Consider the following 13,713-nt stretch of genomic DNA (forward strand, 5'->3'; position numbering starts at 1 on the left):
CCGGCCCGCCGCGTGGAGGGGCTCATATCGGCGATACTGTGCATCCCCGACCCGCGCCAGCCCAGGGCGGTTCCGGGACCCACGCAGAGCCACGCCTGTGGCGTTCGCCGGCCCGACCCTCGCATGCAAAAGAAACCGATTTTCTTCGACCCCACCGGCCGGCGGGCCAGCCACGTCTCGCGGCTGGCGCTGGCCGCCGCGGTGATCAGCACGCTGTTCGTGGTGGCGTGCGCGGCCAGCCTGTTCGTGTGGCCCAGCATGGTCGGCCTGCACATCGGCGAACACAGCCGGACCCGGCACGCGCTGGCCAACGTGAAGGCCGCCGAACCGGAGCTGCTGAAGCCGGCGGCGCGGCTGGCCGCCGAGGTGCGCGCCCGGCAGAAACTGCTGCACCCGCCGCGCACGCATGCCGGCAAGGCTTCCGGGCACGCGCCGCCGCTGTCGCTGGACAAGCCGGCCGGGCGGCCGCTGGCAGTTGCCTTCTACGTCAACTGGGACGAAAGCAGCTACCCGTCGCTGAAGCGCGGCTTGCCCACGCTGGACTGGGTCATCCCCTCGTGGATGTACGTTTCCGGCCCGGACATGGCGTTGCACACCGAGATCGACGCCAAGGCACTGAAGCTGATCCGCTCGCAGAAGCCCTCCACGCCGATCCTGCCGCTGCTGCAGAACATGGTGAACATGGCCTGGGACGGCCCCGGCCTGGCGCGCATGCTGGCCGACCCGGCGGTACGCCAGGAGCGCATCGCGCAGATCGTCGCCTTCATTGACGCCAACCACTTCCAGGGCGTGACCGTCGACTTCGAGGATGTGCCCCCAGCCTCGCAGAAGGATCTGAAGGCCTTCCTCAGCGAGCTCAAGGACGCGTTCGATCCCCATGGCTGGGGCATCGTGCTGTCGGTGCCGTTCGACGATGCCGACTGGGACTACGCCGGCTACGCCGACATCGTGAACTTCGAGCTGCTGATGGCCTACGACCAGCACTGGGCCGGCAAGGACCCCGGCAGCATCGCCGGCCAGGGTTGGTTCGAGGACACGCTCGACAAGCGCATGAAGGTGCTCGACCCGAACCAGGTGATCGTGGCGATCGGCAGCTACGGCTACGACTGGTCGCATGGCAAGAACGCCGAGGCGCTGACCTTCCAGGACGCGATGGACCGCGCCAGCGACGCACAGGCAACTATTGCGTTCGACCCGGATACGCAGAACCCGACCTTCTCCTACGGCGAGGACGACGGCAGCACGCACCGGGTCTGGTTCCTCGATGGCGTCACCGCCTACAACCAGATCCACGCCGCCGACGACTACCAGCCGTACGGCTACGCGCTGTGGCGGCTGGGCTCGGAAGACCCCTCGGTGTGGTCGGTGCTGGGCCGCCCCTATGGCACCGCCGCACCGGATGCGCTGCGCACCATCGGCCAGGGCGAGGACATCGACATCCAGGGCCAGGGCGAGGTGCTGGAAATCGCCGCGCAGCCGTCACCCGGCGCACGCACCATCGAGGTCGACAAGGACGACGGCAGCATCGACGACGAGAGCTACAGCGCGCTGCCCAGTTCCTACGTGATCCGCCGCGCCGGCACGCTGCCGCACAAGATCGCGCTGACCTTCGACGACGGCCCGGACGCGCAGTGGACACCGCAGATCCTCGACATCCTCAAGGCCAAGCACGTGCCGGCGACGTTCTTCATCATCGGTGCCAGCGCCGAGATGTCGCCGAAACTGGTGCAGCGCGAGGTGGCCGAAGGCCACGACGTCGGCAACCACACCTTCACCCACCCCAACCTCGGCGACACGCCGCCCGGCATCGTGTCGCTGGAACTCAACGCCACCCAGCGCCTGTTCGAGGCGCTTACCGGCCACTCGATGCGGCTGTTCCGCGCGCCCTACTTCGGCGATGCCGAACCGACCACCGCCGACGAGCTGGTGCCGATCGGCATCGCGCAGAAGATGGGCTACATCTCGGTCGGCCTGCACGTCGACTCGGAAGACTGGCAGCGCCCCGGCGTGGACCAGATCGTCAACAACGTGCTGACCCAGGTCGCCGCCAGCAATTCCGAGCGCACCGGCCAGGTGGTGCTGCTGCACGACGCCGGCGGCGAACGCTCGCAGACGGTGGCGGCGCTGCCGCGGATCATCGACGGGCTGCGCGCGAAGGGCTACGACTTCGTCACCGTGTCGACGCTGGCCGGGCTCACCCGCGAGCAAACCATGCCGTCGCTGCCGCCCGGCTCGCTATCGCGCTGGGCCGACCGCTCGGTCTTCCTCGCGCTGGGCTGGTTCGGCCACCTGATCGGCTGGCTGCTGACCACCGCCATCACCCTGGGCGTGGCCCGGCTGCTGCTGCTCGGCGGCCTCGCCCTGTTCAACCGCTGGCAGGAGCGCCGGCGCGTAATTCCGACCCTGCCGGATGACCCGCCGCTGGTCTCGGTGCTGATCCCCGCCTACAACGAGGAGAAGGTGATCGTCAGCTCGATCCGCCGCATTCTCAAGAGTCGTTACACCAACCTCGAGGTGATCGTGGTCGACGACGGCTCCACCGATGCCACCTCGGCAGTAGTGCGCGAGCACTACGCCAGCGAGCCACGCGTGCGGCTGATCAGCATCCCCAACGGCGGCAAGGCACACGCGGTCAACACCGCGCTGCGCGAGTCGAACGGCGCGGTGGTGGTGGCACTGGATGCCGACACCCAGTTCGAGCCGCACACCATCTCGCGGCTGGTGCGCTGGTTCGCCGACCCGAAGGTCGGCGCCGTGGCCGGCAACGCCAAGGTCGGCAACCGGATCAACCTGATCACCTTGTGGCAGGCGCTGGAATACATCACCGCGCAGAATCTGGAACGCCGCGCGCTCGCCGCGCTGGGCGCGATCACCGTGGTGCCGGGCGCCGTCGGCGCGTGGCGGCGCGAGGCGCTGGAACAACTGGGTGGCTTTCCTGCCGACACGCTGGCGGAGGACCAGGACCTCACCATCGCGGTGCAGAAGGCCGGCTACCACACCCTGTTCGATGCCGAAGCGATCGCCTGGACCGAAGCGCCCGACACCGCTCGCGGCCTCGCCCGCCAGCGCTTCCGCTGGGCCTACGGCACCCTGCAATGCCTGTGGAAACACCGCGACGCCACCTTCAACCCGCGCTACGGCGCGCTCGGCACGGTGGCGCTGCCGCAGGTGTGGCTGTTCCAGATCCTGTTCTCGGTGGTGTCGCCACTGGTCGACCTGGTGCTGGTGTGGCAAATCGTCAGCACCGGCATGGACTACCTGCAGCACCGCGCCCAGTTCGACGACACCAACCTGCTCAGGATGCTGGCGTTCTACGCCGCCTTCATGGCGGTCGACCTCGGCGCTTCGGCGCTGGCGTTCGCGATGGAGAAGAAGGAAAAGTGGAGCCTGCTGTGGTGGCTGGTGCTGCAACGCTTCGGCTACCGCCAGCTGATGTACTACGTGGTGGTGCGCTCGGTCTGGACCGCCATCCGCGGTCCGTCGGTAGGCTGGGGCAAGCAGGAGCGCAAGGCGACGGTGAATGCCAGCGAGGAATTGAAATCATGAGCGACGCCGGCGGGCACTGGTTCGCCAGCGGCTCCGCCAGCGCGGGCCGTTGCACAGATTGCTGATGGCCCCTGGCGGCAATGTGCGTCGCGACCGGCTCAGCCGGCGCCGCGCACGCGCATGGTCAGCCCCTTCAGGAAATTGCGCAGCAGCTGGTCGCCGCACAGCTTGAAGTTCTTGTGGTCGGTCTGGCGGAACAGCGCGCTCAGTTCGGGCTTGGAGACCGGGAAGCCGGCGCTTTCGAGGATCTGGTGCATGTCGACGTCCTTCAGCTCGAACGCCACGCGCAGTTTCTTCAGCACCACGTTGTTGGTGACGCGCTTCTCCGGCGGGCGCGGCGGGCGGTTGTCGTCCTTGCCGCGGCGATGGAACACCAGGCCGTCGAGGAACAGCGCCAGCACCTTGTTGCTGCATTCGACGTAGCCGGGCTCCTCGTCCTTCTTCAGGAACGCCTGCACGTCCTCCTTCGCGACCGGATAGCCCGCATCCGCCAGGTGGATGAGTTCCACCACCTTGCCGTCGCTGAGATCGAGCATGTAGCGGATGGCGCGCAGTACGTCGTTGTTGATCATGTCGTTCCGATGGGGTCACTGAGGGCGCCATGCTACCGCGCCACGCCCGTCGCGATTAACCCCGTTCACTGCACGCCCGCGTTTCATCTTCCACCACCGGAGGAGAAACCGCCCCATGAACGCGAAAGCCCTGTTGCGCACCCTGCTGCTGGCCCTGCTGGTGACCCTGGCCGGCTGCGGCATCTCGAAGAAACCCGTCGCGAACATGCCGGTGACGAACGACGCGACACCGGCCGAACCGGTACCGGTCAAACCCGTGGCACCCACCGATCAGATGGCGAATGCGGCTGCCACGCCGATGCCGACGAGCCTGCCGCCGGCGCCACCGCAGCAGCCCGCCCCCGCGATGCAACGCATGATGGCGGGCCAGGGCGTGGCCGCCAACGCCTACCTGGCGCACCCGATGCTGATGCTGCCGATGCCTAGCGACATCAACACCGAGAACTACACCCATCGCGACAGCAACCCGGTGCAGCTGGTCAGCGAGCAGCCGGTGTCCACCTTCGGCATCGACGTCGACACCGGCTCGTACACCAACGTGCGGCGCATGTTGAACGCGGGCCAGCTGCCGCCGGCCGACGCGGTGCGCGCCGAGGAATTCATCAACTACTTCGACTACGGCTACACGCCGCCCACCGATCGCGAACAACCGTTCAGCGTCACCACCGAACTGGCGCCGGCGCCGTGGAACGCGCAGCGGCAGCTGCTGCTGGTCGGCATCCAGGGCTACCGCGTGCCGGCCGCGCAGATCCCCGCCTCGAACATGGTGTTCCTGATCGACACCTCCGGCTCGATGGACGAAGCGGACAAGCTGCCGCTGCTCAAGGCCTCGCTGAAACAGCTGGTGCGCGAACTGCGCAAGCAGGACCGGGTCGCCATCGTCACCTATGCCGGCGCCGCCGGTATCGCCCTGCCCTCCACCACCGGCGACCGGCACGCCGCCATCGATGCCGCCATCGACAGTCTCGGCGCCGGCGGCTCCACCAATGGCGGCGCCGGCATCGAGCTGGCCTATGCGCAGGCCGAACAGGGTTTCATCAAGGGCGGCGTGAACCGGGTGATCCTGGCCACCGACGGTGATTTCAATGTGGGCACGGTGAGCGAGGAGGCGCTGAAGACCACCATCGAGGACCATCGCAAGAGCGGCGTGGCGCTGACCACGCTGGGCTTCGGCGAGGGCAACTACAACGACGCGATGGCGGTGATGCTGGCCGACGCGGGCAACGGCAGCCACCACTACATTGATAACCTGCAGGAAGGTCGCCGCGTGCTGGTCGACGAGATGTCCGCCACCCTGCTGACGATCGCGCAGGACGTGAAGATCCAGCTCGAGTTCAACCCCGCACAGGTGCAGGAATACCGCCTGATCGGCTACGAAAAGCGCCTGCTGAAGCGCGAGGATTTCAACAACGACCAGGTCGACGCCGGCGAGATCGGCGCGGGCGCCAACGTCACCGCGATCTACGAGATCACCCCGAAAGGCTCGGCTGCCGCGCGCATCGATCCACTGCGCTACGGCGCACGCTCAACGCCGACTGAAGGCGGTCATGAGCTGGCCTTCCTGCGCCTGCGCTACAAGCTGCCGGGACAGTCGACCAGCAAGCTGATCGAACGGCCGATCGCCGCGCATGCCGAAGCACAGGCAAGCGAGCGCCTGCGCTACGCCGCCGCGGTGGCCGCGTTCGCCGATGCCCTGCGCGGCGGCAAGTATCTGGACGGCTACGGCTACGCGCAGATCGCGCAACTCGCTGGCGGCGCGCGTGGCAGCGATGCCGACGGCTACCGCGCCGGCTTCGTGCAACTGGTGAAGCTGGCCGACGGACTGGCCACGCACGGCCATGACGACGCCGGCAACACCGCGGCGCGCTGAGGCTGTTTGCCGGGCGGCGCAGGCAGAAGCACCCCACCCCAACCCTCCCCTGCACGCAGGGGAGGGAGCAGGAGTGGCACGCTCCGTACGCGGGAGCCGACTGTCTATGCCTGGCGCGGTGCTGCCGTGCTTTTCTCCTCCCCCTGCGTGCAGGGGGAGGCCGGGAGGGGGTGAGGCTTTGCGCAGAACACCCCACAACCTATCCGCCACCCGGCAATTTGCCTTACCCTCGCCCTCCATGGATGCTGCGGTCGATCCCGATGCCATGCTGATGCTGGCCTACGCACGCGGCGACCTCGCCGCGTTCGAGGCACTGTACGCACGTCATCGCGGCATGCTTTACCGCTTCCTGTTGCGCGGCATACGTGATCCGCAGCGCGCCGACGAGCTGTTCCAGGAAACCTGGAGCCGGGTGATCGGCGCGCGGGAGCGCTACCAGCCGCAGGCGAAGTTCAGCACCTGGCTGCTGCAGATCGCGCACAACCTGATGATCGACGGCATGCGCCGCCAGCGGCCGATGGCCGACGGCGACGAGGCCGAAACCGCGCTGGCCAACGTCGCCATGCCGGAGCAGGAACAGCCGGATCACGCCCTGTCCGAGTTCGAGCGCCGGCGCAGCCTGCAGCGCGCGATCGAGCAGTTGCCGGACGAGCAGCGCACCGCGGTACTGCTGCGGCTGGAACAGGAACTGAGCCTGGAGGAGATCGCCGTGATAACGGGCGCCGGCCGCGAAACGGTGAAGTCGCGCCTGCGCTATGCCATGAACCGTCTACGCGAAGTGCTGTCCGAATGACCACCCCACTGCCACCACTGGGTCCGGGCGCGCCGGACGAGAGGCTTCCCGGCGAAGCCGAGCTGGCCGCACTGTATCGCCAGCTGCCGCAGAACGAGCCCGGCCCGGCGCTGGACGCAGCCGTGCTGCGCGCCGCCGCGCAAGCGCTGGAACCGAATGGCGCGCAGCCCGCTGTCGTCGCTCCCGCAGCGCCGGCCGGGTCGACCAGGAAATTCCGGCCACGCTGGCTGGTCGGCCTGAGCAGCGCAGCCGCCCTCGTGCTCGCCGCCGGGCTCGCCTGGCGCATGCACGAATCGCCCCGGATCGAATCCGCACCGGTCGCGAACGGCAGCGTTGCACCGGTGCAGGCCGAGGGCATCGCTGCGGCATCGAATGCACCTGCGCCACCCGCTCCGGCAGCTGCACCGCCGGAGCAAGCTGCCTCCCTGACCCTTGCCGCAGCGCCTCCCGCGCGCATGGCCGCCAGGCCACGCCAGATCGTGGCCGAGAAGCAGGCCGCGCCTGCCGCTCGCGAAGAGCAACGGGCAGGCGCGACGCAGCGTGCCGCAGCCGAGGCGAACGCACCAGCCGACAGCGGGATTGCCGCCAAGACGGCCCAGCCCGTGGCGGCGGAAGCCGCCGCCGGTATGCAGTCCATGCAGGCCACGATGGTCGCCGTGCCGGCGCCACCCGCCGCTGCAGCCGACACCACGGCGAACACCAGCGACACGCCGGCGCAGGAACTGGACAAGATCCGGCAACTGTTCGTGCAAGGCCACGACGATGAGGCACTGCAGCGCCTGGCCGCGTTCCGCCTGGCTCATCCGCAATGGAAGCTGCCGCCGGAACTGCAGGCGACACTACGCCAGCCATGAGCGTAGCGCTGTTCACGCTGGCCCAGCCGTGCCGCCACCAGGAAGAGATCAGGAAAAGCCGCTTCCTCGCGCTGGCCGCTCCGGTCGAGTCCACCGAACAGGCAATGGCCTTCGTGCGCGAGGTGGGTGACCCCACCGCCACGCACAACTGCTGGGCCTGGCGCATCGGCCAGGACTACCGCTTCAACGACGACGGCGAACCCGGCGGCACCGCCGGTCGGCCGATCCTGCAGGCCATCGAGGGACAGGGCATGGACCGCGTCGCGGTCGTGGTAACGCGCTGGTACGGCGGCATCAAGCTCGGTGCCGGTGGCCTGGCGCGTGCCTATGGCGGCACCGCCGCCGAATGCCTGCGTCGTGCCGGGCGCGTGACTATCGTGGCGATGGCGCGGCTGGGCCTGCGCTGCGACTTCGCCGAACTGGCCCTGCTCAAGGCCCGCCTGAAAGACCTGCAGGCCGAGGTCGAGCACGAGGCATTCGGCGCCGACGGCGTGGAACTGCAACTGCGCCTGCCGGACAGCCGCGTCGCCGAGGCATGCCTGCGCATCAGCGACATCAGTCGTGGCCGCAGCGAGGCGCGGCGGCTGGACTGAGCCTCCATCGCGCAGCCGCGGATTGAATCGGCGGCAAGCCGCCCCACCTTGAACGGATCGCCCGTGCGCGGGCCCGCGTCATCCTTGATCCGCCTGCGAGAGCCCATGAGCGACGCCGCCACCGACACCTCCCGTCCTGCCCGCCGCATCGGCGCGCTGCGCGAACTCTGGCCGTTCCTGAAGCCGCACCGCGCGCTCGCGCTCGGCTGGCTGCTGTTCCTGGGCCTGTCCTCCGGCGCCTCGCTGGTGCTGCCGCTGGCCTTCCGCCACATCATCGACCAGGGTTTCGGCCACTCCAGCAACACCGTCATCAACCAGACCTTCATCGCGCTGTTCGGCGTGGCGCTGGTACTGGCCTTCGCCACCGCCGCGCGCTACTTCTGCATCACCCTGCTGAGCGAGCGGGCGCTCGCCTCGCTGCGGCAGACGCTGTACGCGCACGTGATCCGTCTCGACGTGGGCTTCTTCGAAAAGAGCCGCGTGGGCGAGCTGCTGTCGCGCCTCAGTGCCGACACCGAGGTGGTGCAGGCGCTGATCGGCTCGGGTGTGTCGGTGGCGCTGCGCAGCGCGGTGATGCTGGTGGGTGCGGCGGTGGCGATGGTGTGGACGGCACCGTCGCTGGCCGGCCTCACCGCACTGGTGATCCCGGCGGTGATGCTGCCGATCCTGGTGTTCGGCCGCCGCGTGCAGAAGCTGTCGCGGGCCAGCCAGGACCGCCTCGCCGACGCCGCCGCGATCGCCAACGAAACGCTCAACGCCTCCACCGCGGTGAAGGCGTATGCGCGCGAGCGTATCGAGAGCACCCGCTACGGCAGCGCGATCGCCCGCGCGCTGGCCACCGCGCGCCGGCGCATCGGCATGCGCGCGCTGCTGACCATGGCGGTGATCGTGCTGGTGTTCGGCGCGATCACGCTGGTGCTGTGGGCCGGCGCACGCCACGTGCTGGCCGGCACCCTGGGCGCCGGTGTGCTGGGCCAGTTCGTGCTGTATGCGGCGTTCGCCGCCGGCTCGGTGGCGGGCCTGTCCGAAGTGTGGGGCGACGTGCTGCGCGCGGCCGGCGCGATGGAGCGCATCGGCGAACTGCTGGGCGAACGCGCCGACATCGTCGACCCGGCGCAGCCGCGCGCGCTGCCGCAACCGATGCGCGGCGAGCTGCGCTTCGACGGCGTGACCTTCCACTACCCCACCCGCCCCGATACGGCGGCGCTGCACGACTTCACTTTGACCGTGCGCCCGGGCGAGACGGTGGCCTTGGTCGGCCCCTCCGGCGCCGGCAAGAGCACGGTGTTCGCCCTGCTGTTGCGCTTCTACGACCCGCAGAGCGGCAGCATCCGCATCGACGGCGTCGACCTGCGCGAAACCACCCTGGCTGGCCTGCGTGGCGCGATCGCGCTGGTGCCGCAGGAGACCGTGATCTTCGCCGGCAGCGCCGCCGACAACATCCGCTTCGGCCGCCAGGATGCCGGCGACGACGAAGTGCGCGAGGCCGCCCGCGCCGCCGAGGCGCACGAATTCATCAGCGCGCTGGAGCACGGCTACGACGCCGAACTGGGCGAACGCGGCGTGCGCCTGTCCGGTGGCCAGCGCCAGCGCATCGCGATCGCCCGCGCGATCCTGCGCGACGCGCCGCTGCTGTTGCTGGACGAGGCCACCTCGGCGCTGGACGCGCAATCGGAAGCCGCGATCCAGCAGGCGCTGGCACGGCTCGAACAGGGCCGCACCACGCTGGTGATCGCCCACCGCCTCGCCACCGTGCAGCGCGCCGACCGCATCGTGGTGATGGACGGCGGCCGCATCGTGGCGCAGGGCACGCACGAGAGTTTGCTGGCCGAGGGCGGCCTGTACGCGGAGCTGGCAAGGCTGCAGTTCGTGGCCTGACCGTAGCTTCCCCCTGCCTGCAGGGGGAGGTTGGAGGGGGTCAAGCTTTTGACTTTGCACCCATGCCTGACGAAGAGCACCCCTCACCTGAAGGACTCCCTTCGGTCGCCCAACCCTCCCCTGTTGCGCAGGGGAGGGAGAAGGCTGGAATCAGCCGGCCAGCGTCGCGTTGTCGATCACGAAACGGTACTTCACGTCGCTCTTCACCATGCGGTCGTAGGCCTCGTCGATCTGCTGTGCCGTGATCATCTCGATGTCGGCGACGATGCCCTTGTCCGCGCAGAAATCCAGCATCTCCTGGGTTTCGGCGATGCCGCCGATCAGCGAGCCGGCGATGGCCCGGCGCTTGAAGATCAGGTTGGCGATGCTCGGCGACGGGTGCGGATGCTCCGGCACGCCGACCAGCACTAGGGTGCCGTCGCGTTTGAGCAGCGAGGTATATGCATCCAGCGAGTGGCTGGCGGCCACCGTGTTGAGGATCAGGTCGAAACTGCCCGCATGCGCCTTCATCTCGTCGGCGTTGCGCGAAACCACCACCGCGTCCGCACCCAGGTCCAGCGCCGCCTGGCGCTTGCTCTCCGAACTGGTGAACGCCACCACGTACGCGCCCATCGCGTGCGCGATCTTCACGCCCATGTGGCCCAGCCCGCCGATGCCGACCACGCCGACCTTCTTGCCCGGGCCGGCGTTCCAGTGCCGCAACGGCGAGTAAGTGGTGATGCCCGCGCACAGCAGCGGCGCGACCGCCGCCAGCTGCTCCTCGGGATGGCGGATCTTCAGCACGAACTTCCGGTCCACCACGATGCGCTGCGAGTAGCCGCCCAGCGTGTGGCCGGGTGCGTCCGAAGTCGGACCGTTGTAGGTGCCGACGAAGCCGTTCTCGCAGTACTGCTCCAGCCCTTCGTCGCAGGACGCGCAATGCTGGCAACTGCCCACCAGGCAGCCCACGCCCACCGTGTCGCCAAGCTTGAAGCCGGTCACCGCGCTGCCCACGGCGCTGACGTGGCCGACGATCTCGTGGCCGGGCACGCAGGGATACAACGTGCCGCCCCATTCGGAGCGCACCGTATGCAGGTCGGAATGGCAGACGCCGCAATAGGCGATGTCGATCTGCACGTCTTGCGGACCAGGCGCGCGGCGCTCGATATCGATCGGCTGCAGCGGCTTGTCGGCGGCGTGGGCGCCGTAGGCTTTGGTCGTCATGGGGTTTTCCTGGCTGGGGAACGGGAGTGGGAACGAAGGAATGGGGTCAGGATGCCAGACCCACAAGGTATTCCTTGTCAGTGACCTTCTCCATCCATTCGACCACCTTGCCGTCCTTCGCTTCCTGGATGGCGATATGGGTCATCGCCGTGGTCGGCGTGGCGCCGTGCCAGTGCCGGTGGTTCGGTGGACAGCTGATGATGTCGCCGGCGTTGATCTCGACGATCGGGCCGCCTTCGCACTGGGTCCAGCCCTTGCCGGAGGTGACGATCAAGGTCTGTCCGAGCGGATGGGTGTGCCAGGCGCTGCGCGCACCCGACTCGAAGGTCACGAAGGCTCCGGAGATGTTCGCGCCGTCGGCACCCTTGAATGGTGAATCGATGCGCACCTTGCCGGTGAAGTACTCAGCCGGCCCGGTGACGGAGGGCTGCGAGCCGTTGCGGATGATGTCCATGGTCGTTGCTCTGATGAATGAAATAGGTGCCAGACATGCGGAATGAGAGCGCGTGGCCATTCGATACTTCGAGGGACCCCGCTCATGCCTGATCGATCGGTCTTGCTCAGGCCGGGGCACCCTCGTTGATCACTTTTATGGCATTCAACGTACGTGGATAACCGATGAAGGGCAAAAGCTGCGTGACGGTTGCGATGAGCGTCTGACGGTCGTTGCCCATGGCCAGGTTGCCCGCGAGGTGAGCCGTCAGCTGCGGCTCGCAGCCGCCGAGCGAGGCGAGGATGGCGAACGTCAGCAGTTCACGTGTCTGCAAATCCAGGCCGTGGCGCGTGTAGTAGTCGCCGAAGCAGTTCGCGGAGAGGAAGCGCGGGATGTGTTCGAGATCCGCGGGTGACTGCGCGGCCGACGTCTTGCTGCGGTCGCCGAAGATCCGCCTCTGCGTCTCCATCCCTTTGTCGAAGCGCGTCTGCGCCGTGGTGGTCGCCTGCGCCGGCAGCGGCAGGTCGATGCCACGTTCCTTGAACACCTCGTTGGTGGCGTGCAGGAAGTCGAACGCCCTGGCCATGCCCACGTAAGGCACAGCCTGATACAGGATCTCTTTCGCCTGCACCGGCGTCACGCCGACGTTGAGCGCGCCGCCAAGCATGACGCAGTATTCGTTCACCGCCTGGCAGGCGATCAGCGCCGCCAGTTGCACCATCAGGCGCAGGCGGATATGCATCTCGGTGGCTTCAATCACCTCGTCGAAGGCCCAGTTGTCGAAGATCTCGATCAGCTCGGGGTCGGTGACCTTCAACGTGGAGACGTGGCCGGGAAACAGTTGCTTGTGATTGCGCAGTGCGGCTTCGGTAATTGCCATGGTGTTGCCTCATTGATCCTGGTTACTTGCCCACGAGCGCAGCCAGGTGGGCCGGATAGCGATCGCCCTGCACCTGGATATGGGCGAGAGCATCCTCGATCTGGCGCAGTTCACTGGCGTTCAAGGTGATTGCGGCGGCGCCGATGTTTTCCTTCAGGCGATGCAACTTTGTGGTGCCCGGAATCGGCACGATCCACGGCCTCTGCGCGAGCAACCACGCCAGCGCAATTTGCGCCGGTGTCGCCTGCTTGCCGGCTGCGATCTTGCCAAGCAGCTCGACCAGCGTCTGGTTGGCCTGGCGTGCTTCCGGCGAGAAGCGCGGCACGATGTTGCGGAAGTCGTCCTTGGCGAACGCCGTGCCCGCATCGATCTTGCCGGTGAGGAAACCCTTGCCGAGCGGGCTGAACGGCACGAAGCCGATGCCCAGTTCCTCACACGTCGGCAGCACGTCTTGCTCGGGCTCGCGCCACCACAGCGAGTATTCGCTTTGCAGCGCGGCGACCGGCTGCACCGCATGCGCACGGCGGATCGACTGCACCCCCGCTTCGGACAGGCCGAAGTGCCTGACCTTGCCTTCCGTGATCAGCTCCCTGACGGTGCCGGCCACGTCTTCCATCGGTACGTTGGGATCGACGCGGTGCTGGTAGAACAAATCGATGCGATCGGTCCGCAAGCGCTTGAGCGACGCGTCAGCGACGGCGCGGATGCGCTCCGGCCGACTGTCCGTGCCGGTCTTCGAATCGCCATCCTTGAAGCCGAACTTGGTGGCGATCACCACCTGGTTGCGGATCGGCGCCAGTGCCTCGCCGACCAGTTCCTCATTGGTGAACGGCCCATAGGCCTCGGCGGTGTCGAAGAAGGTCACGCCGTTGGCAAAGGCATCACGGATCAGCGCGATCGCCTCCTGTTTGCCCGGGCCTGGGCCGTAGCCGAAGTTCAGGCCCATGCAGCCGAAGCCGAGGGCCGAGACGTCAAGGCCGCTACGGCCAAGGGTGCGCGTTTGCATCGCATTGCTCCGCTAGGGAGTGGTGATGCGCCTAGTCTGGACCTCCCGATTTAACTTGATTAGCCGGTGCAATGAGAATGCACTT

The 13,713-nt window shown here is 67.9% G+C and carries 11 protein-coding genes; 6 read left to right on the plus strand and 5 right to left on the minus strand.

The genetic code is table 11. The annotated features are described in order from the left end of the window. Positions 1 to 123 precede the first annotated feature (123 nt). Complete coding sequence (locus tag IMW82_RS03845; protein WP_211003897.1) at positions 124 to 3,546, plus strand: glycosyltransferase; 3,423 nt, start codon at positions 124 to 126, stop codon at positions 3,544 to 3,546. A 98-nt stretch (positions 3,547 to 3,644) separates the two neighbouring features. Here the strand turns inward: IMW82_RS03845 and IMW82_RS03850 are convergent, their stop codons facing one another. Next, positions 3,645 to 4,118, minus strand: a complete 474-nt coding sequence (locus IMW82_RS03850) for a DUF1456 family protein (protein WP_108472944.1) — start codon at positions 4,116 to 4,118, stop codon at positions 3,645 to 3,647. Between the two features lie 115 nt (positions 4,119 to 4,233). Between IMW82_RS03850 and IMW82_RS03855 the strand changes: the two genes are divergently transcribed. From IMW82_RS03855 to IMW82_RS03875, 5 genes are all read left to right on the plus strand, one after another. Then, on the plus strand, positions 4,234 to 5,988 hold the full coding sequence (locus IMW82_RS03855) for a VWA domain-containing protein (protein ID WP_211003898.1): 1,755 nt from the start codon (positions 4,234 to 4,236) through the stop codon (positions 5,986 to 5,988). 238 nt (positions 5,989 to 6,226) lie between these two features. Then, on the plus strand, positions 6,227 to 6,781 hold the full coding sequence (locus IMW82_RS03860) for an RNA polymerase sigma factor (RefSeq protein ID WP_211003899.1): 555 nt from the start codon (positions 6,227 to 6,229) through the stop codon (positions 6,779 to 6,781). Next, positions 6,778 to 7,635: a hypothetical protein gene (locus tag IMW82_RS03865; RefSeq protein ID WP_211003900.1), complete on the plus strand. Its 858-nt coding sequence runs from the start codon at positions 6,778 to 6,780 to the stop codon at positions 7,633 to 7,635. Before IMW82_RS03860 ends, IMW82_RS03865 begins: the two co-directional genes overlap by 4 nt. Further along, on the plus strand, positions 7,632 to 8,228 hold the full coding sequence (locus tag IMW82_RS03870) for a YigZ family protein (RefSeq protein ID WP_211003901.1): 597 nt from the start codon (positions 7,632 to 7,634) through the stop codon (positions 8,226 to 8,228). Before IMW82_RS03865 ends, IMW82_RS03870 begins: the two co-directional genes overlap by 4 nt. A 105-nt stretch (positions 8,229 to 8,333) precedes the next feature. Next, a complete protein-coding gene (locus tag IMW82_RS03875) occupies positions 8,334 to 10,106 on the plus strand; it encodes an ABC transporter transmembrane domain-containing protein (RefSeq protein ID WP_108472949.1) in 1,773 nt (590 codons plus the stop codon). A gap of 150 nt (positions 10,107 to 10,256) precedes the next feature. Here the strand turns inward: IMW82_RS03875 and IMW82_RS03880 are convergent, their stop codons facing one another. The 4 genes from IMW82_RS03880 to IMW82_RS03895 form a co-directional block, all read right to left on the minus strand. Further along, on the minus strand, positions 10,257 to 11,309 hold the full coding sequence (locus tag IMW82_RS03880; protein ID WP_108472950.1) for an NAD(P)-dependent alcohol dehydrogenase: 1,053 nt from the start codon (positions 11,307 to 11,309) through the stop codon (positions 10,257 to 10,259). Positions 11,310 to 11,355: 46 nt separating this feature from the next. Further along, entirely contained in the window at positions 11,356 to 11,763 is a 408-nt protein-coding gene (locus IMW82_RS03885; RefSeq protein ID WP_108472951.1) for a cupin domain-containing protein, read from the minus strand. A 106-nt stretch (positions 11,764 to 11,869) separates the two neighbouring features. Next, a complete protein-coding gene (locus tag IMW82_RS03890; protein WP_108472952.1) occupies positions 11,870 to 12,622 on the minus strand; it encodes a carboxymuconolactone decarboxylase family protein in 753 nt (250 codons plus the stop codon). Between the two features lie 22 nt (positions 12,623 to 12,644). Then, a complete protein-coding gene (locus IMW82_RS03895) occupies positions 12,645 to 13,628 on the minus strand; it encodes an aldo/keto reductase (RefSeq protein ID WP_108472953.1) in 984 nt (327 codons plus the stop codon). Positions 13,629 to 13,713 lie beyond the last annotated feature (85 nt).

Origin of the sequence: Rhodanobacter sp. B2A1Ga4 (genome assembly GCF_018101315.1) — a bacterium.
In the GTDB taxonomy this organism is placed as follows: Bacteria; Pseudomonadota; Gammaproteobacteria; order Xanthomonadales; family Rhodanobacteraceae; genus Rhodanobacter; species Rhodanobacter thiooxydans_A.